The organism is Psychrobacter sp. AOP22-C1-C5 (genome assembly GCF_052378885.1).
GTDB lineage: Bacteria > Pseudomonadota > Gammaproteobacteria > Pseudomonadales > Moraxellaceae > Psychrobacter.
Window position 1 is genome coordinate 1 of sequence record NZ_JBQSYC010000003.1, and the last position, 19,475, is coordinate 19,475.

Here is a 19,475-nt window from a genome sequence, read left to right on the forward strand (position 1 = left end):
TACCTTTCCTTTAAGGTGCTTTACTAAATCATTATTTTTCTCTTTATAAGCCTCGAGCTGATTTGTGATATATTTAGTATATTCATTAAAAGCAGGCTTCATCGCTTTAATTTTAGCTAAAGAATCTTGAAAGTAGGGAGCAAGTTTAGAAAGTAATATATCTACTGAGTTATTAGCTGTTAGAACAGTCGCTTCAGTTTGGTTGTTGATAGCTTCCTCTACACTTGATTTGCAGCTTATACAATGATTTTTACATTCACTCCATAGGGTTAAAGGAACAAGTTCACTATCAATACTTTTTATAGTTTCATCCATATAGGTAATAACTTTCAACAATCGGGCAAAATCTTGTGTAGGATCAGTTGATTCACTATCAGTATCTACTATAGATATATCGCAAATTTTATTTACTAACTCTTGCCACTCATTCAAGAAGCTTTCATATTCACTATTTCTATTAGTCATAAAATTCACGCTTATTGAAGCATATAAGTTAATATAATATTAGCATACTAAAGTTTATATATTTAAGTTTGTATTGCTTCGCATGGAATAAAAAAGTCGGTTTCTCAAATCCTCAAAAAGACAATTAAAAAAACCAACCATTCATCTAACCCTAGAACAACTTAATCTTACCCCAAAGGCGGCCACGGACGCTCAGCATCGCTCTCAATCCATTTTGCCACAAACCCCGTTGGTGGTAGCTCCCAGTTAGACTGACCCAACGCCGCAAGTACTTTTGATATCTCAATGACTCTGCCGCCTTTGGTAACGCCACTACGCAATATGGCAGATGAGCAGGGCTTGCCCTTGACCCACATCGACTGTTCGATATACATCCAGCGCGCATCAATAGCGACAATTTTGGTCTTTAGCGTGACCTTATCAAACGCGCGAATCCGCTTGCGATATTGAATGGTACTGCCAGCGATGACCAGTCCCCAACGCTGTTTTAACAACTGCTTGCCAAGTCTCGTACGTACCGTAAAGTCCATACGTCCCAAATCATAGAGCGTAAACACGCGACCATTATTCATCTCTAAGAAGTTATCGATGTCTGATAAGCGGCAACGAAATGTGATCTCGCTTGTCTCTTTGAGCGTTAAGGTGTCGCCCTTTTTTACTTTGAGAGCTGCATGCGCAATGGTAGCAGCGTAACGGATAAATGGATACATAGTTGGACTCTGATAAAAGATGGCAAAAAGCAATAGATGGCTGCTGACAAGTTAGGCGGATTTGACCTCAAGTGCATCATCAGTGGCTTCTACAAAAAATCGCATCGCCATATTAGGCAACCAGTTCAAATCAAACTTACGATTACGGTAATTTAAAAACCCAATATGACCGCCGTACTCGGTATCGATTAAAGTCACATGCTCAGACACATCGCCACGTGTGGCCGTCGCTCCCAAGAATGGATCGTCTTTGGCGCTGATGATCAAGGTGGGCCTAGTAATATGAATCAAGTGCGGTAAAGCAGAGGCTTGATAGTAATAATCGTTTTTGGAGCGAAAACCGTGACGCGGGGCGGTGAAGATATCATCAAATTCACTGATACGATTGGTGGCTTTAATGGCTTTGATTTCATCTTCGGTCAGGTTGTTTTGAATGGCTTTTTTGACAATAGGATTGAGCAAATAGGGCGTATAAATACGGCGACCCAAAAAGCGTTCCATCGCTTGTGAGGCTGAGATTAAATCGACTGGAGCCGAGGCAATGACCGCTGCAAGGCAACGTGCGTCATCACCATACTCGCTCATGTATTTTGCCAAGGCATTGCCGCCCAAAGACACACCGATGCTATATATCGTTTGATACTTTTCATTTAAATACTGCAACGCATGCTCAAGCTCGATGGTGTCGCCTGCTTGATAAAACACTCGCCCCTTCACAGGGACGCCACCGCAACTGCGAAAATGTACCACCACGAAATGCCAGCCGTTGCTATGTACCGCATGCGCAAGCGTCCGCGCATAGTGACTGTTGCTACTGCCTTCCATACCGTGGAACAACACGACCAGCGGCTTTTGGTATTTATCATCGCCCTGACGCATCTCATCAGTATCATAAAAATCATAAGCAATCTCGCTCTCATCGAGTGAGTCTTTGAGCAGTTCGCGGCGATACTCAGGCGCTTTAGCCGCAACGAATCTGGGTAAGATCGTTTGGAGATGCGGATTGGCTAGCCAAAATGGCGGTTTAAAAGGCGCGGGGGTAAAGGACTTGGCGTTTGACATAAGAGAGTCTTATTTAATTGTTAAAAAGCAATGTCTTATCATAGCGTCAGCCATTGCCAAAACCAACGCTTTTCAGTGAACGTTTGGTTACTCAAAATGAATAGTTAAAAAGCCCTCTTACGCCTATTTTTTACGGGATTCGACCCCAACCCAATTAAAATAGGCACTGACGGTTTCAGGTATCCAGTTGATATCAAATTTTGATTTTTTACCTTTTTTATTATAGACAGTCGATGCTTGATCATGAGCCTTATCTTCGGCTTGATTGTGAGAGCGGTAACGCAAATAACCAATGTGCCCGCCGTGCGCCGTATCGAGAATGGTGACACTGTCAGAGACATCATTTGGCGTGGCGGTAAAACCAATAAACGGATCGTCCTTGGCACTAATGAGTAATAAAGGCTTGGTCACTTTGATCAAATAGGGCAGGGCTGATGAGGCTTGATAGTAGTGATTGTTAGATCGATAGCCGTGACGCGGCGCGGTAAAGATATCATCGAAGTCACTGATACGATTGACCGATTTGATCGAGTCGATCTCATCTTGAGTAATGTCATTGGCTAAGGCTTTTTTGATAATCGGGTTGAGCAAATAGGGCGTATAGATACGATGACTCAAAAAGCTGTGCATACTAAGCGCCGCTGAGGACATATCGACTGGCGCAGAGATAACCACTGCCCCATCGCACAGAGCCTTATCCGCATATTCGCCCATGTACTTGGCCAGCGCATTGCCCCCTAAAGAGACGCCGACTGCATAGATGTTGGCATACTGCTGACGTAAGTTTTGTAGCGCATGATGTACCTCATCGGTATCACCCGCGTTATAAAAAACGGTACCACTGGCAGGAATGCCGCCACAGCTACGGAAGTGCGCAACAACAAAATGCCAGCCTTGAGCATGCATCTGATAAGCCAATGCCCGCGCATAGTGACTGTCACTGCTGCCTTCCATCCCATGAAACAAAACGATCAATGGCGTTTGTTCAAGGTCACCATCTGTCGCTGCCTCTACAGGATGCGCATCATAAAAATCGTAGGCAATGTCGCTTTCATCCAAAGAATCTTTTTCGACCACACGGCGATAAGTCGGCGTTTTGGGTGCAAAAAACTTGGGTAAGATGCTTTGCAGGTGAGGGTTGGTCAACCAAAATGGTGGTTTAAAAGGCATTGGAGAAAAAGGCGTGGCTGGTGTTGACTGTGACATAGAGCGTTCTTATTTTATGAAGGTTAAAAAGCAATACACTATCATAGCGCCAGCGGTTGGCAAAACCAATGGTTTTCAGTAAATGCTTAATTGCTTAGAAACAGTTACTCAGAAATGACTACTCAGAATCAATTATCCAAACTGTGGTAAATCAATAGATGGCAGTGAATGACGTTATAATCGATCCACTTTCAAAGTGTGACAGGACGACTGGGCTGAATTTTTCGCCGCCTCTGTGTTAACAGCAAGCAAGGATGGTTTATACCAGTCGTACGTTGCTAGTAACGTATCGATTTTCTTTTGAACTGCCTATATTACGGATTTAACACCCGCCCATCCATCGCAAGACGTTCTTTTAACGGCTCAATGTCCGCTTCAGCAAGCGTCACGGTCAAGGTCACTTGCTTGCTATAAGTAACGTCATCAATACGCCCGTTCAGACTCTCGACCACATAGCGACATTGAGCTTCGGTAGCAAACTCAGCTAGTATCTGTACTTGTGTCATTGGCACATAGTCTCTAAGCGTCATCATATCAACAGTCGCTTGCGCTGATCCTGCATAAGCGCGTGTCAAACCGCCAGCACCCAGTTTAATACCGCCAAAATAACGCACCACAATGATGATGACGTTGCCGATGGATTTGTGCTGCAAGACATTTAATATCGGTCTGCCCGCCGTCCCATTTGGCTCGCCATCATCGTCAAATCCTGCACTGGTGGTGTTATTGGGATCGCCAATAATATAAGCCCAACAATGATGGCGCGCATCTGCATATTTCTCACGTAATTGTTCCACGTGAAACATTGCTTCTTCACGTGAAGTCACTGGATAAGCATAAGCAATAAACTCAGATTTTTTGATTGTTAAGCGCGCGTTGACCGCCTGTTTTAGCGTTTGATAACTCATATTTCATCAGGTCTAGGTTGGATATGGTAAACTTGTCTAACTTTCACTGTCCGCCGTATTTGGCGCAGTGTTCAATTAATTTTTATTATAGTACCACTTCTTACCATCTGAGGTCGCGAACAAGGCATAAGTGTGTGCTTGCGCCGCTTACTTTGAAGGTAGAGTCGGTATCATAAAACGAATGGTGGTCAAGAATATGCGTCTAGATAAATTTATTAGTAAAGCCACTGAGCTGTCGCGTAAAGAGTCAAAAAGGATTATGCACGCAGGCGAGGTAACGGTAAACGATCAAGTGGTTAAAGATCCAGGTTTACATGTCGATATCGTCAATGATGAGGTGATGTGGGCAGGCGAGCCGATGTCGGTCGCTACTGGCAATCGCTATATCTTACTGCACAAGCCTGAAGGGTTTGAATGTACCTTAAAAGCCAAAGAATACCCAATCGTCACTGAGCTGATTGCTGTACCAGAGCTTGGCAGCTTGCGTATTGCTGGGCGACTCGATGTCGATACCACAGGCGCGCTACTCATGAGTGATGACGGCGGCTGGCTGCACCGTGTCACCAGTCCCAAGCATGAACATGCAAAAGTCTATGAGTTGACCTTGGCCGAGTCGATGGACAGCGATGCCCAAGAAAAAGCGGTGAGAAAAGTTGCCGAAGGGATTTTATTAGAAGGCGATCATGAGCCAACTAAGCCTGCGATTCTTGAGTTCATTGATGAGACGCACGCCCGTTTGACGCTAGAGCAAGGCAAGTATCATCAAGTCAAACGTATGATGGGTTACTTTGGTAATCGAGTGACTGAGCTGCATCGTGCCAGCATTGGTCATATCAATTTAGAAGGTCTAGAAAAAGGCGACAGTCGCTTCTTAACGCCAGAAGAAGTTGCCAAGTTTTAAACTTACGTAGTAACGTTGAGATTTTCATTTAACTTATATAGCCAAGTTATTCTAAAACCGATACAGTGCTACTGAGGTAAGTTTTTTGCAGCATCTGTCACGCTTGCGAACAGCAAGCGAGAAAAATTTACCTAGTAGCACATCGCTATTTATGTATCGATTTTATTTTGAACTGACTATCTAAAAAAAGCAGCCACTAAACAGTGTGCTGCTTTTTTTATAGATAATTGATACATTATTCGATAAACATCATGTTACTGGAATGAATTTTACGCAGCCTCTGTCGGCAATGGCACAGCAATCAAGTAAAATTTGTCTTAGTAGCCGACGATAATGCCTGACCTTATGTCATTTATGACTGACTGTACTTCATATGGCTTAAGGCAAAATGATATCCACGATTTTCCAATTAATTAAGCCGTCACGCTGCATCTCTATGGTGAGGGGATAACCTTTCACCTGACCGCTGATAGTAAAACAGTTAATACCGCAATAGCTCAATGTTGGTTTGTCGCTATCAGTTCCTTGCGCAGCCTGTTGTTCGAGTTCAGCGGCTTGTTTTTTCATGATTTGCTGCATCTGACTTTGCACCACGGCATTTACATCACCGCGCTGAATGATCAAACTTTGAATCAGATTTTTTAAGTCTACTTGATTGCTAGCAATCGCCCATGCCGCCGCCAGCTCTTTAGTGGCGGTATTGGCTTGGCCTTGCGTGTCGATGACTTTTTCAATATTCTGTGGCGTAATCGCACCATCCACTGCCTGCGTGATAAAACTATTGGCAGCCTGAGTTAATGGCTCACCGCCAAGCTCAGCGACCAGTGGGTATTTGGCCATCGTTGCCGTAAATTGAGTGGTCAATTGGTTTTGAATACTGGGGCGCACTTGTTCGTAGTCAATAGCCGCTGCAATAGCCGCTCCATCTTTGTCCTCATAAGCATTTTTAAGCTGATAAGCGCTGTAATAAGGCGAGCCTGCATAGACAGCTATGGCAATGATGATCAATAACACAATCAGCTTTTTCATAAAAACAGATACCTTTTCACAAAATTAATGGCTTCAAATAGGGTGCTGATTCACACCACTTAAATCACAGCAAAAGTGACGATAAATACTAGCATGGCTCACGCTGATTAAGGTATGAAAACCTTTGTGTATTCCTTAATAAAACCTTGTTGGGTTGGTCAAATCGTCTCGACGCATACTTTCCTGAGCCAAGCGCTTGATAAATCACTATGGCATCTCCATAAATAGCGCAAACTTTTAATAACTGATTTGGCTAAGCAGCACCCTGCCGTATTCGCTTGTAAGATTCATACCATTCTCTTCTCATGCTTCTTGTTATCCATTATGTTTCATGTGAAACCTATATAGATAATGGCAGGTCAAGTCTGGAAAAGAGGTGAGTGGGAGTCATGAATCGACTGGCCGGTGGACTGTAGAGACGATAGGAGAGCCCATGAGTAAGCGCGATTTTTATGAAGTGTTAGGTGTCAGTAAGACCGCTGATAGCAAAGAGATTAAGCGAGCTTACCGCAAGCTTGCGATGAAGTACCATCCAGACCGCAACTCTGATGATCCTGATTCTGATGAAAAATTTAAAGAAGCGTCGATGGCTTATGAAGTACTAAGCGACGAAGAAAAGCGTTCAGCGTATGACCGTATGGGTCACTCTGCCTTTGAAAATGGTATGGGCGGTGGCGGCTTTGGCGGTGCTGGTAGCGGCAACTTCCAAGATATCTTCGGTGATATCTTTGGTAACTTTGGTGATATCTTTGGTCAATCGCGCGGCGGTGGTGGACGTTCGCGCCGTGGTTCAGACTTGCGTTATGTGATTGAGCTGACGTTAGAAGAGGCCGTGCGCGGCTGCAAAAAAGAAATCAGCTTTACTGCACCTGCACCTTGTGACACTTGTGACGGTAAGGGCGCAAAAGACGCCTCCGATGTTGTGACTTGTCAGATGTGTCACGGTCAAGGCCAAGTGCGTATGCAGCAAGGGTTCTTTGCCGTACAGCAAGCTTGTCCACAGTGCGGCGGCACGGGCAAACAAATCAAAAACCCTTGTCCTGACTGCCATGGTAATGGCGTCAAAGACAAGTCACGTACGCTTGAAGTATCTATCCCAGCCGGTGTAGACGATGGTGATCGCGTCCGCCTAGCAGGCGAAGGTGAAGCGGGCGGTGCTGGTGTCCAAAACGGCGATTTGTATGTTGAAGTACGCGTTCAAGCACATAACGTCTTTACTCGCCAAGGTGCTGACCTTTATATGGATGTGCCAGTTAGTATCACTGATGCGGCGCTTGGTAAAGAAGTCGAAATCCCAACCTTAGATGGCAAAGTAAAAATCAAGGTGGCAGAAGGCACGCAAAGTGGCAAATTACTGCGTGTACGCGGTAAAGGCGTGACGCCAGTGCGTACGACCATGAAGGGCGATTTGATCTGCCGTGTCGTCATCGAGACGCCAGTGAACCTGACTCGCGAGCAAAAAGACTTGTTACGTCAGTTCCAAGATACTTTAGATGGCGACAGCAAACATCAGCAGTCGCCGCACAAAAAATCTTTCTTTAAAAAGATTGGCGATTTATTTGATTAAGCATAGCTGATTAAGAGTAAGCGGTAATAAAAGCCTATTTATCATTCTAGCCCAAAGGTTTCACATGAAACTTTTGGGCTTTTTATTGGCTGAATAAAAACCATTCATAGGCAGATATAGTTGAAATACCTTAAAGTCGCTACAGTATTGCTGGTGTAAATTTTTTGCAGCCTCTGTCTGCGAAGGCACAGCAAGCAAGAAAAATTTGCACCAGCAGTATGTGTTGTATCGATATTACTTTTCACCGACTATATTTGCTAAAATTACGCTAAATGATATTCAAAAATAACTATATCAACTATAGTCAGATCAACATAAAAAAGAGTCAGCGAGACTGGGATGAATTTTTTGTAGCTTCTGTCTGCGAAGGCACAGCAAGCAGGAAAAATTTGTGCCAGTCTTGCGTTATCATATCGTGTATCCATTTTATTTGGTATCGACTGTACAAAGTACTTAGGACAAAAATATGAGTCAACAGGTAAGTAAAAAAGTTATCAATGTTGGGGTTATTGGTGCTGGTGGTCGCATGGGACGTATGCTCATTGAAGCCGTCAATGACAATCCGCAAACCACTTTGAAAGCGGCAATTGAGCGTCAAGGGTCTAGCCTCGTCGGCGCAGATGCAGGCGAAGTGGCCGCTATCGGACACTTAAACGTACAGATCGTCGATGATCTAAAGTCAGTGGTCGATGACATTGATGTACTGATTGATTTTAGTTTGCCAGACGCTACAGAACAAAATCTACAACTCTGTGCTGAGCACAACGTGGCTATGGTCATTGGCACCACAGGGTTTAACGAGCAACAAGAGCAAGTACTGGCAAAAGCAAGTGAGCAAATTGCTATCGTATACGCAGGTAATTATTCCACTGGGGTCAATCTGTCATTAAAATTATTGGAAATGGCTGCCAAAGCCTTTGGGACAGACGCCGATGTAGAAGTCATCGAAGCGCATCATAAGCACAAAATCGATGCACCCTCCGGTACGGCGTATATGATGGCGGAAGCCATCGCAGAAGCACGCGGACAGAATCTAAAAGACGTTGCCGTCTATGGTCGCGAAGGCCAAACAGGCGAGCGCGAAGCGGGGACTATTGGCATCCATGCCATTCGCGGTGGCGAAATCATTGGCGATCATACGGTGATGTTCATCGCGGATGGCGAAGTGGTGGAGATTACCCACCGAGCACGAGCGCGGATGACGTTTGCGGCAGGGGCAGTACGTGCGTCGACTTGGGTAATTGAGCAAAAAGTAGGGCAATACAATATGCAAGATGTGTTGGGTTTAAACGACTAATCGTCCATCACTATTAGCGTAGCGCTTTTATTTTGAACGGACTATATATAGCCTGATGAGGGTTCTATGGTGGTTGGGAGGCAGATGTGGATAAGTTAAGAGTCAAGCTGACAATGAGGCTTAGCAACCTACTTGCGACTATCAAAAGTGCGGATTGCATACATAAAACTGCGATTGTGCTTAGTATAGCGCTTATCCCTTTAACCGCACATACCGCGACCAATCAGAACCGTTTTCAAACCTATGTCATTCATACGTATGGCGGCGATGCCTTACTACCAGCGGTACGTCAGCAGTTAAACGCAAGCCGTCATAGCGGTACGGTTGCAACCTACCAAGATAAGCTGATACTACGAACGACGCCTGCCAACTATCAAGCGGTGCAGCAGTTATTGACACAAATTGATCGTCAGCCGCAAGCGCTAACGGTCAGTGTGCGTGTTGGTAATGACAGCAGCACTCAAAATAATAATCAGCAAGGTCAAGTCGTGATTACCAATCGCGGCATTCGTGGAGCCGCGAGTATTAATCAGCAGAACAGCCATCAGCAAAGCAATAGTCTGTATCAAGTACAAACCTTGTCTGGCAGTGCAGCAAGCATTGGGACGGGTACATTATGGTCATTGACCCAAAACTATTATCCCACGGTGTCAACGTATCCTCGCTCACCAGGACAAATCATCATTCAACAGCAGGTGTTGCTACCCACGACAAAAGGTATTAGCGTGACACCAAAGCTACTGCCGAATGGTCAAGTTGAAGTAAAATTATCGCAAGTTGAAGAAACACTGATACGTTCCAACTCATCCTACAATCGACAAAGCGTCAGTAACAACCGCATTCAAGGTCAAAGTTTGAATAGCACGCTTATTGTGCCACGGGGACAATGGGTGAATATCGGTCAAATCTCTCAAGGCAGCCAAAACCAACGTACAAGTGGTAGCAGTTATGGGGTAACTAACAATTATAATAGCGTGCCTATTTCTCTATTGGTGCAGTAGCCAGTAATTAATATAGTCAAACGCACACAAAAAAGCGCGGCCCTGTGAATCACAGTGCCGCGCTTTTTAACGAATGCTTGTTTCTTAACTATTAGTCAATATAGGTCACTTCTAGGGGTGGGAAGCCGTTGAATTCAACTGACGAATAAGAGTTGGTATAAGCGCCAGTGGTTAGCCAAAAGATTTTATCGCCAATTTCTAGCTCTGCTGGCAACTGATAACCTGCTTCTTCATACATGATATCGGTTGAATCACAGGTCGGGCCTGCCAATACTACTGTGCCTTCGCTGGTTGACGTCTCCATCTTTGGTGTATAAACAGGATATTTAATGGATTCACCCAGTGTCTCGATTAAACCTTGGAACAAACCGACATCAGTGTATACCCAGCGTGTCAAATCCGTGTTTGATTTGCGAGAAATCAAGACCACGTCACTGACCAATACGCCTGAACCGCCAACCAATGAACGGCCTGGCTCAAGGATAATTTCAGGCATGTCTTCGGCATTATAATCATCCGTCAAATAACGATTGATCTCTTCAGCGTATACCTTGATTGGGTTCACTTCACTGATATAGTTGGCTGGAAAACCGCCACCCAGATTGATCATTTGTAGCTTGATGTTTTCTTCATTTTTCATCCAGTCAAACATGTATTTGACCTTTGCCAATGCATCATCCCAAGCAGCGACGTCTTTTTGCTGACTGCCGACGTGGAACGAGATACCATAGGGCACTAGGCCCAACGCGCGGGCTTGAATCAACAGCTCAATTGCCATATCAGGATGGCAACCAAATTTGCGAGACAATGGCCATTCAGCAGTCTCTGACCCTTGTACCAAGATACGCACAAATATTTTTGAACCGGGCGCGTGCTCGGCAATGTTTTTTAAATCTGCTTCTGAATCGGTCGCATATAAGTCAACGCCTTTCTCAAACGCATATTTGACATGCTCGGCTTTCTTGATGGTATTGCCATAAGAGATGCGTGATGCATCCACACCGCAATCAAGCACTCTATCTAATTCATAAATTGACGCACAATCAAAGTTTGAGCCAAGATTTGCAAGTAGATCAATCACTTCAACAGCAGGACTGGCTTTCATCGCATAATGGATTTTAGCATTTGGGAAAAATCCTACCATTTCATGATATTTCGTTTTGATACGACTAAGGTCCACTACCAACAGTGGTGTTTCGCGGCCTTCAGCGGCTTTAGTGAATTTTTGCCAGCTGGCAGAGTCAAAATATTGGTCAATTTTGATCATAGTCATGGTAGGAACCTTTAATGAAGAAAATGTATGTTAAAGAATAAGAGCTTGCATCACATCACTATTTTATCGTCACATCATTACCATAGTGCGTCATAAAGCAATAAACATTGTGCTTACGTAATAATTTATCTATCAGGTAAATATATTAAGAATTGGTCGGTTGTGGCTGCTTATCTGCTGATACTTCGCCTTGCTTTTCGCGTATTTTGATGACTTTACGCACTTTGTCACGCGCACGCGTTTGTTTTAAGCGGGACAAGTAATCGACGAATATTACCCCATTCAAATGATCCATTTCATGTTGGATACATACTGCCAATAGGCCTTCTACTTCTTCGTCGATTTTTTCGCCATTCTCGTCTAATGCTTCGATACGTACCTTATTAGGACGCTCAACTTTGTCATAGACGTCAGGTACTGACAAGCATCCTTCTTCGTACGGTTGCTTTTCTTCAACCAACGGGGTCACTTTTGGATTGATAAAGACTCTGGGGCTATTTTTGTCTTCAGACAAGTCCATGACGATGAGTTGAATATGATGATCCACTTGACTGGCAGCCAGACCAATACCTTGTGCATCATACATGGTCTCAATCATATCAGCGATTAAGGTTTTGATTTCAGCAGTCACTTCCTTGACAGGCTTTGCAATGGTGCGCAAGCGCGGGTCTGGATAATTCAAAATAGGGAGTAATGCCATAACGCTCACCTCAATGATAAGGATAAATTAGGGTTGGTATTATAAGATAAATGGGGGCAAAAGTAATGCTTATCAATACTTTCCCGCTTATATCCCTTTTTAGAGTTTTAAAAAACAGTGATTAGTATTTTTGATGGCACAAAAAAAGCCCTGCTATCTGCAAGGCTTCTTTACGCTAAACTTCATGGTTCTGATTTACTGATGCTTTATCAGTTTGCACGTTGTTTTATATCTTATGTGATATAAATTATACGCGACGTTTGCTCACAATCATCTCATACAAGAATAATAGGATAATAGCACCAATCACTGAGAAGATAAGGCCAGTAAATCCGCCGTCAGCGTCGATACCGATGAGACCAGCGAGGAAGCCACCAAGCATAGCACCTACGATACCCAAAATAATCGTCATTATCCAACCCATAGGGTCGCTACCTGGCTTAATAGCACGTGCCAATAGACCTGCGACCAAACCTACGATAATCATCCAAATAAAGCTCATGTTATTCTCCTAATTTATAGTCATTTATAATGTTTATCAATTTTGATAGCTACATTGTAGGGACTGAACAAAAATAAAGGTAAGCGGGAAATGTTACCTGTGTATGAGGTATGTGAGAAAAAACAGGGATTTGCTAAGATGCAGGGAGGATAAGTAAATGAAAGGTTACAAAGGTAGCAAACTCGCTAACAGCGTTCAAAATAAGAGATCGTAATTGCTCAAAATCAGACATAAAATCTTGGTTATAAAAAAGCGTCGCTCGTTTATGACGAAGCGACGCTCTAGATTTGTTATGGTCAATCCACGGTAAAAGTGGTACATACGATCAGGATGTTCTACTGGTATAACTTTTCCTCACTGGCTGCTTGCAAGCGTGATAGATGCTTTGTAAAACTTAGTCCAGTAGAGTCGCGCTTTTTTTAAATGAATCGATTTATCATGCTTTACACGTAAAGGATTTTAAATCCCTTGTTTTTACCTGCTTTCTACTAACGATGACGTAATGTCGTCAATAGACGCTGATGAATGCCTTCAAAGCTGCCGTTAGACATAATCACAATCGCATCGCCTGCCTGAGCATGTACAGTGATATGATCAATAATCGCATCGATACTCGTGAGTACTTGTTGGTTGCCGATGTCAGAGTTTTTGGCATTGGCTTGTTCGATGACTTCTTTTAGTCCCCATTCTAAACCAGTAGGCTCATACCATAGCGTATAGTCGGCGAGGGCAGCAGACTCAGCCAAGCTGTCTTGATGAATACCCATCTTCATAGTGTTGCTGCGAGGTTCAATGATCGCCCAAATACGGCGATTGGCCAGCTTCTTTTTGGCACCATCTAATGTCGTAGAAATAGCCGTCGGATGATGGGCAAAATCATCAAATATCAAAATGTCCTGAGCATCACCAATAAGCTCCATTCGACGCTTGATACCAGCAAAAGCCGATAGCGCCGCACAAGCAGTTGAAACACTGACCCCAACATCATAAGCTGCAGCCACCGCAACCAAGGCATTATTGACATTATGGATACCGCTCATCGACCAATCGACTAGCCCCGCCTCATTTTTGTCAGCGAACACAATTTTGAACTGACCACCGTCTTTACTGATAAGTTCAGCTTGCCAATCACTGCTGTCCTTCAAAGCGCTGTCTTCTGTCGTGATACTAGTGGTTGTAGCATCTAGAACCGCCGTACGCCAAATTGGCGTCCAAACGCCTTTTGCTAATGTATCCTCTAAACTGATGGTAGACGCTGGCATGATGATTTTGCCCGTGCTTGGTATCATGCGCACCATGTGATGAAACTGGATCTGAATGGCATTGAGATCAACAAAGATATCTGCATGATCGAACTCAAGGTTATTTAAAATAGCCGTACGCGGACGGTAATGAACGAACTTTGAACGCTTATCAAAAAACGCAGAGTCGTATTCATCCGCTTCAATGACAAAATAACCTGTTTGTGATTGATCCTCGCCGCTTTTCTCTGCGCCCAAATAACTGCTATGCGCGAAGACTTGTTGGAGGCGCTCATCTGTAGTATCAACGAGTGGCACACCGCCAATCAAAAATCCTGCATCAATACCCGCATAGTGCAGTATCCAAGCCAGCATCGTTGTCGTTGTCGTTTTACCGTGCGTACCAGCAACGGCTATCACATGGCGCGATTGTAGCACTTGCTCAGATAAAAACTGCGGGCCTGAAGTATAACGTAGACCAGTGTCCAGCATGTATTCAATGACATCCATGCCGCGCTTCATGGCATTACCGACGACGACCAAATCTGGCGCTGGTTGCAAGTGTTCGACCAGATAACCTGCTTCGATGGTGACGCCCGCATTCTCAAGTTGGGTGGACATAGGAGGGTACACGTTGGCGTCTGAACCAGTGACTGTATGTCCAAGTGCACGCGCAAGCAGCGCCAGCGAACCCATAAAAGTACCACAAATACCAAGAATATGAATATGCATAGACGTTCCATACAAGCTTAGATGAAGAGAAAAAATTGTAGAGTAACCACAACATGAGCCACGTTTTAAAGGCTATCTATTATGAGTGCACTCTGCCCAAATATCATTAATACCGACCATATCTTATCGCAACTAGAGCAAACCGTTGCCAAGATACCAGCGCAGTAAATACGCACTTATTGTAAAGTAAACACTGTGAGATAACCAATAAAAAACGCCTAACAAGTAGGCGTTGGACAGCGTATTAATTTGGTTGATTAAAAGCACTATGTATCAAACTTTATTATCCATCATATTCAAAAAACAGCATATTCAAAAGCTGGTTGATTCATAATTTTTATAAAATGAAATTTAGCTATAGATAAGATCGGTGTAACGGTTCAGTTTGACTGTGTATTCGATAATAATTATTTTGCTTATTAATCCGCTTTGCTGTTTGTCAGTTTTGCTATTCATACATCTTACTATCATAGTTTGCTATTTACGTGACAAGATATAGTCATTATTAGGATTTTTTTCTTCGTCCATTAAAATAAGATGATTGTCTTGAATGTGATACGTCTCAATCTTCTTTTCTTCATAGACAATCGTGATGGTATCGTTGTCTTGACGATAAATGCCAGATTCAAGTAACGGTGCACGCGGGCTTTCAGGATTGTTATAAATACTGGTTTTTGATACCGAACCATCCGCAAACAAATTCAGGGTAACATCGATACTGCCACAAGAAACACAGGGCACTATGCCGCCATAATCCCCCATCAATGTGGCTTGCAAGGTGCTACTGCTACTGCGTGCCTCTGCACCCATCGATGATTGACTACTGTATGTATCACTACTGGCTCGAGTGGCTGCTATGAGTGATAGTCCCTCTACAGAGCCAAGCTCACTATCATTTGACTGAAGACTGCTATCGCTTTGCAAGTTCTGCGCAAGGTTTTGTGAGTCAGAGTTTTCTAGAGTATCGGTGAGAGCAACTTTAGTGGTCATATCTTTATTGTCGTTGGAGGAAGCACTATCACAACCGATAAGTACTGCACAAAACGGCAGCACGAGTAAAGAGCAGCCAAAGCTTTTGGCAACCGTCAGCATGGTAGAGTAAGTAGGCGCAAAATGTATCATGGTCACCTCAAAAGCAATTTATCAAACAGTATTTCTTATCAAACAATGTCTTTTGTTAAAGTGTTTCTAGTCAAACAATGTTCTAAAAGTTATCAGCCCTAAAGGCAACTGATTTTGTTATCAAAAAAAGAGTGATAGATAATCTGAGTATTTTAAACAATGAAAGATATTAAATTTGACCGGATTAATTAGGGGCAAATATATCGTCAATAACTGACAGCTCATTAAAATATAATAAACATCTTAATCATATCTACAATTAAAAGATTGAATTAATCGTGTCAAGATATCAAAGGTTACATATATTTCTGTGGACTTTTTGTTATGCTAAAACAATATAAGAGATAAAGAGTGCCGTTTAATCAGTCACAGCCGTGACTAATAAAGGTTATCAGGGGTACTTAACAGTTGGCTTCGCCTAAACAATGGTAAATAATAAAATACCTAGGTCTGCTTAGACGAAGAGTGACAAGGGTAAAAACGTAAGCTTGAACCTACTTTTAAGCAAGGCGGGTATGTCCAGTGGGTCGCAAGATGCGCCATAGTATCAATACATGAACTATTAATAACACACTAAACAAAATTAACGATTGCTCAGGGATGCTCAGTCCCATAAATGTCCAATCAACCGTGGCACATTCACCAGAGCCTGCAAACACTTCTCTAAATACTTGTAAAATAGGTAGGGTATCTATCCAATAGTCCAAACCCGGACCACATGACGGCACTTGGTCAGCTGGCAAGTGCTGTAGCCAAACATGACGAGCTGCCACCACCGTTGCCCAGCCGATACCTGCCAAACTACCCAACCACAATAACAATCTAACCGCCATAGGTTTGGGATTGAATAGTGCCGATATCAAAGCAAAACCACCCATGATCATAAGACCAATACGCTGAAAAATGCAGAGCGGGCAAGGCGTAAGGCCTAAATGACGCTGTAAAAAAAGCAGCGCAAAGCTCATACCTATTACGGACATTATCACTAAAAATACTTGCAGATTGCGGTAAGTAGTTAGCTTTTGCATCGAATGGTTACTCTTATACAGTTAGTCATTTATAAACGTTAAATAGGCGTCAAGTCTTAAAAACATCAGAGTTTAGCGATACTGTTGCAAAAATTCCATAAAATCTTGTGTTTCCGCTTTTTCAATCTCTTCTTGCTGCAATATGGACTTTTCTACCAGCACTTCATACTTGGCTTGAAGGTTTGGACTGAGCGTTTGCTGTAATAAAGACTCACGATGCTGCTGCGCCAAAGTAAAACCAAGCTGCCACAAGCTACCCAAACGCTTACTATCAGAGTTGATTTGTGCTGAGATAGTTGACTCAGAATGTCCAGCCTTGCCCTGCATTAACGCGACTGCCGTACGATAGTCATTACCACCATAATGAGCGTCAAACAACGCGGCAAGTGGCTGCATGCGCTCTAAGTGTTCGAGCATCCAGCTTTCTAGTAATTGCTCTTCGCCATTATTGATAATGTGCAGACCTTCACGGCGTCCTTCATTGACCACGCGTTCAAGATTGATGGCCAGCGTTTCTTCTTCTTCAGGAAACAAATCTGGTGAGTCACTAAGCAAACAATACAGCGCCATGACTTCTAAGAAACATGCACTAGAGAGACGGATACCAACGTCGCTATAAGGATCAAGGTCAATGGCACGGAACTCAACATAGGCGATGCCGCGACGCTCAAGCGCTTCTGTTGGCGTCTCACCACTCATTGTGATTTGTTTTGGGCGGATAGGGCTATAATACTCATTTTCTATTTGCAAAATATGAGTGTTAATCTGAGTCGGATTGCCATCGGCGTCTTCTAAGCCCAGTTTCTCAAAGCTTTCATGCGGCGTTTGAATGGCACGGCGCAGTCCAGCGACATATTCGGGTAAGTAATTATATCGAATATCAAGATGCTCTTGCACGCTATTGGTATAACCAAGCTTACCCATGCGCAGGCTGGTAGCGGTAGGTCTATAAAAGGTTGAATCGTTGAGTCGCTCTAAATCATGCTCTCGTCCTGCTAGGAAACAGGGACAAACGCTGGGACTGGCACCCAGTAAGTATAGAATAAGGCTGGTTAAACGCTTAAAGTTACGAATAAGCCCAAGGTACTTCTCGTTTTTAAACTCTGTCAGCGTTTGGCTTTGTGTATTTGGCGTTTGTGCTTGCCAAGTTTCAAACAACTCGTCGCCGAAAGACAAGTTATAATGCAAACCTGCAATGGTCTGCATGCGGCGACCATAACGAATGCCAAGACCGCTACGATATAGGGTTTTGAGCTTACCTGTATTAGAGCTACCATAATCAGCTAACGGAATGTCTTCATCGCTTGACGATAACATACAGGGCATCGATAGCGGCCACATCAGCTCACCCTCAGGAATGCCTTGATAGACCAATACATGCAATTGACGCAGCATGTTCAGTGTGTCTTTTGGTGAGGTTTTGGGATCAGTAATAAGCTCAAGTAGGCTTTCTGAATAATCAGTGGTAATAAAAGGATGGGTTAGTTTTGACCCAAGTTTGGCCGGATGTGGCGTTTGTGCTAAATAACCATCAGGCTTAACGCGTAGGCCTTCTTTTTCGATGCCACGCAGCATGCCGCTCAAAAGTTCACTATCAAACCAGTTGGGAATGTCAAAGCTGACAAAGCTATTCGCAAAATTACTCATAATAGTCATCTATTGTTATTTGTTATGGCGAATCAAAACACGACTGGCGTTTGACCATAAAAGAGGTAAATATTAGATTCAGAATTCCGTCAGTTTAGCTCAAAGCTGCTTTGAAAACCACGAGCAATTACAAATACAATAAGCTTTACAAGGGCACCCCTGTGTAGGCTTCAGCGACTGTTTGGCTGGAATGATCCAAGAGTCACGCCTTACTCAGACGGTATAAAATCTATAAAAAAAGCATCTACCGAATGGATAGATGCTTTGAATACGCTATATGAATCTATGTATCATAGCGTTAACCAACCATTAAGGCATCCGGACGGAAATTTATGCTAATGGTTTTAGATAGAAAAGGACGAGCCGCAGCCACAAGTGGTGGTGGCATTTGGGTTGGTCACAATAAAGCGCGCACCCTCTAATCCTTCAGTATAATCAACGGTAGAACCTTGCAGATACTGGTAACTGAGCGAGTCGACGACCAGTGTCACATCGCCATTATCAAAGTTGGCATCGTCTTCATTTAGGTCGTTGGCAAAGTTAAAGCCATAAGAAAAACCTGAGCAGCCGCCGCCTGTCACGTATACGCGTAACATGAGGTCACTGTCGCCTTCTTCTTCACGTAAGCGACGGACTTTTTGTGCCGCGCTATCAGTGAGGCACAAGACGGTTGGATCGACAGGTTGGCTTAAACTTGGATTAAATTGGTTGGCTGATTCGTTCATATCTACCTCAGTTGCTAGGATCAAATGCTTTCGTCGTCCTGTTTGGGTTTGCCATCTATGGGTTGCAAATAAAGATACGTACGGCGTTTGATTTGATAGGGTGCTGTCGTTATGGCAATGCTGCTAATGCCTCAAAAATAGTGCATGTACATCATCATAATGGTCTCATCGATGACGGACACTTATGTTGTTGCAGTATATCATAATGGGGGTAGGGATTCGTTTGTCAAGCGTGTTACTGCTGACCAAATTTAACTCATTGAATAGGTAGGCCAGTCTAGCGCGTATCCCAATTCAATTGATAGTCATTTAAATGAGATAAAATTGGCTAAATTTTTATTACTATTCTTAAAATGAAG

The 19,475-nt window shown here is 43.4% G+C and carries 18 protein-coding genes; 4 read left to right on the top strand and 14 right to left on the bottom strand.

The features are described from left to right. The 5 genes from ACT3TH_RS04740 to ACT3TH_RS04760 all read right to left on the bottom strand — a co-directional run. On the bottom strand, positions 1-465 hold a 465-nt coding region (locus ACT3TH_RS04740; protein ID WP_444754711.1), incomplete at its 3' end, for a hypothetical protein. A 167-nt stretch (positions 466-632) separates the two neighbouring features. Continuing rightward, entirely contained in the window at positions 633-1,175 is a 543-nt protein-coding gene (locus ACT3TH_RS04745; RefSeq protein ID WP_444754712.1) for an acyl-CoA thioesterase, read from the bottom strand. Between the two features lie 51 nt (positions 1,176-1,226). Then, positions 1,227-2,237: a YheT family hydrolase gene (locus ACT3TH_RS04750; RefSeq protein WP_444754713.1), complete on the bottom strand. Its 1,011-nt coding sequence runs from the start codon at positions 2,235-2,237 to the stop codon at positions 1,227-1,229. 123 nt (positions 2,238-2,360) lie between these two features. Beyond that, entirely contained in the window at positions 2,361-3,443 is a 1,083-nt protein-coding gene (locus tag ACT3TH_RS04755) for a YheT family hydrolase (protein ID WP_444754714.1), read from the bottom strand. 314 nt (positions 3,444-3,757) lie between these two features. Beyond that, on the bottom strand, positions 3,758-4,351 hold the full coding sequence (locus ACT3TH_RS04760) for a YigZ family protein (protein WP_444754715.1): 594 nt from the start codon (positions 4,349-4,351) through the stop codon (positions 3,758-3,760). A 196-nt stretch (positions 4,352-4,547) separates the two neighbouring features. Here ACT3TH_RS04760 and ACT3TH_RS04765 point away from each other — a divergent pair, with 196 nt between their 5' ends. Then, positions 4,548-5,252, top strand: coding sequence for a pseudouridine synthase (locus ACT3TH_RS04765; protein WP_444754716.1), 705 nt, complete (start codon positions 4,548-4,550; stop codon positions 5,250-5,252). 378 nt (positions 5,253-5,630) lie between these two features. Here the strand turns inward: ACT3TH_RS04765 and ACT3TH_RS04770 are convergent, their stop codons facing one another. Next, the gene (locus ACT3TH_RS04770) at positions 5,631-6,281 is read right to left on the bottom strand and encodes a DUF2939 domain-containing protein (protein ID WP_444754717.1); all 651 of its coding nucleotides are present in this window, start codon (positions 6,279-6,281) and stop codon (positions 5,631-5,633) included. Between the two features lie 433 nt (positions 6,282-6,714). On the opposite strand from ACT3TH_RS04770, the gene dnaJ reads away from it, so the two are divergent. The 3 genes from dnaJ (at position 6,715) to ACT3TH_RS04785 (ending at position 10,146) form a co-directional block, all read left to right on the top strand. Continuing rightward, positions 6,715-7,848 carry a molecular chaperone DnaJ gene (gene dnaJ, locus ACT3TH_RS04775; protein WP_444754718.1) on the top strand — a complete coding sequence of 378 codons (1,134 nt, stop codon included), beginning with the start codon at positions 6,715-6,717 and terminating at the stop codon, positions 7,846-7,848. Positions 7,849-8,314: 466 nt separating this feature from the next. Then, positions 8,315-9,145 (top strand): 4-hydroxy-tetrahydrodipicolinate reductase, encoded by an 831-nt coding sequence (dapB, locus tag ACT3TH_RS04780; protein WP_444754719.1) that lies wholly within the window; start codon positions 8,315-8,317, stop codon positions 9,143-9,145. An 86-nt stretch (positions 9,146-9,231) separates the two neighbouring features. Continuing rightward, positions 9,232-10,146 carry a hypothetical protein gene (locus ACT3TH_RS04785; RefSeq protein ID WP_444754720.1) on the top strand — a complete coding sequence of 305 codons (915 nt, stop codon included), beginning with the start codon at positions 9,232-9,234 and terminating at the stop codon, positions 10,144-10,146. Positions 10,147-10,237: 91 nt separating this feature from the next. Here ACT3TH_RS04785 and ACT3TH_RS04790 read toward each other — a convergent pair whose 3' ends face one another. The 8 genes from ACT3TH_RS04790 to erpA form a co-directional block, all read right to left on the bottom strand. Further along, on the bottom strand, positions 10,238-11,413 hold the full coding sequence (locus ACT3TH_RS04790; protein WP_444755110.1) for a type III PLP-dependent enzyme: 1,176 nt from the start codon (positions 11,411-11,413) through the stop codon (positions 10,238-10,240). Between the two features lie 151 nt (positions 11,414-11,564). Beyond that, positions 11,565-12,119: a peptide deformylase gene (gene def, locus ACT3TH_RS04795; protein ID WP_444754721.1), complete on the bottom strand. Its 555-nt coding sequence runs from the start codon at positions 12,117-12,119 to the stop codon at positions 11,565-11,567. Between the two features lie 247 nt (positions 12,120-12,366). Further along, positions 12,367-12,621 carry a GlsB/YeaQ/YmgE family stress response membrane protein gene (locus ACT3TH_RS04800; protein ID WP_444754722.1) on the bottom strand — a complete coding sequence of 85 codons (255 nt, stop codon included), beginning with the start codon at positions 12,619-12,621 and terminating at the stop codon, positions 12,367-12,369. A 488-nt stretch (positions 12,622-13,109) separates the two neighbouring features. Beyond that, complete coding sequence (gene mpl / locus ACT3TH_RS04805; RefSeq protein WP_444754723.1) at positions 13,110-14,594, bottom strand: UDP-N-acetylmuramate:L-alanyl-gamma-D-glutamyl-meso-diaminopimelate ligase; 1,485 nt, start codon at positions 14,592-14,594, stop codon at positions 13,110-13,112. Positions 14,595-15,071: 477 nt separating this feature from the next. Next, positions 15,072-15,716 (bottom strand): copper resistance protein NlpE N-terminal domain-containing protein, encoded by a 645-nt coding sequence (locus ACT3TH_RS04810; RefSeq protein WP_444754724.1) that lies wholly within the window; start codon positions 15,714-15,716, stop codon positions 15,072-15,074. A 500-nt stretch (positions 15,717-16,216) separates the two neighbouring features. Beyond that, positions 16,217-16,744, bottom strand: a complete 528-nt coding sequence (locus tag ACT3TH_RS04815; protein WP_444754725.1) for a disulfide bond formation protein B — start codon at positions 16,742-16,744, stop codon at positions 16,217-16,219. Positions 16,745-16,816: 72 nt separating this feature from the next. Continuing rightward, complete coding sequence (gshA, locus tag ACT3TH_RS04820) at positions 16,817-18,391, bottom strand: glutamate--cysteine ligase (protein WP_444754726.1); 1,575 nt, start codon at positions 18,389-18,391, stop codon at positions 16,817-16,819. A 344-nt stretch (positions 18,392-18,735) separates the two neighbouring features. Further along, complete coding sequence (gene erpA / locus ACT3TH_RS04825; protein ID WP_444754727.1) at positions 18,736-19,116, bottom strand: iron-sulfur cluster insertion protein ErpA; 381 nt, start codon at positions 19,114-19,116, stop codon at positions 18,736-18,738. Positions 19,117-19,475 lie beyond the last annotated feature (359 nt).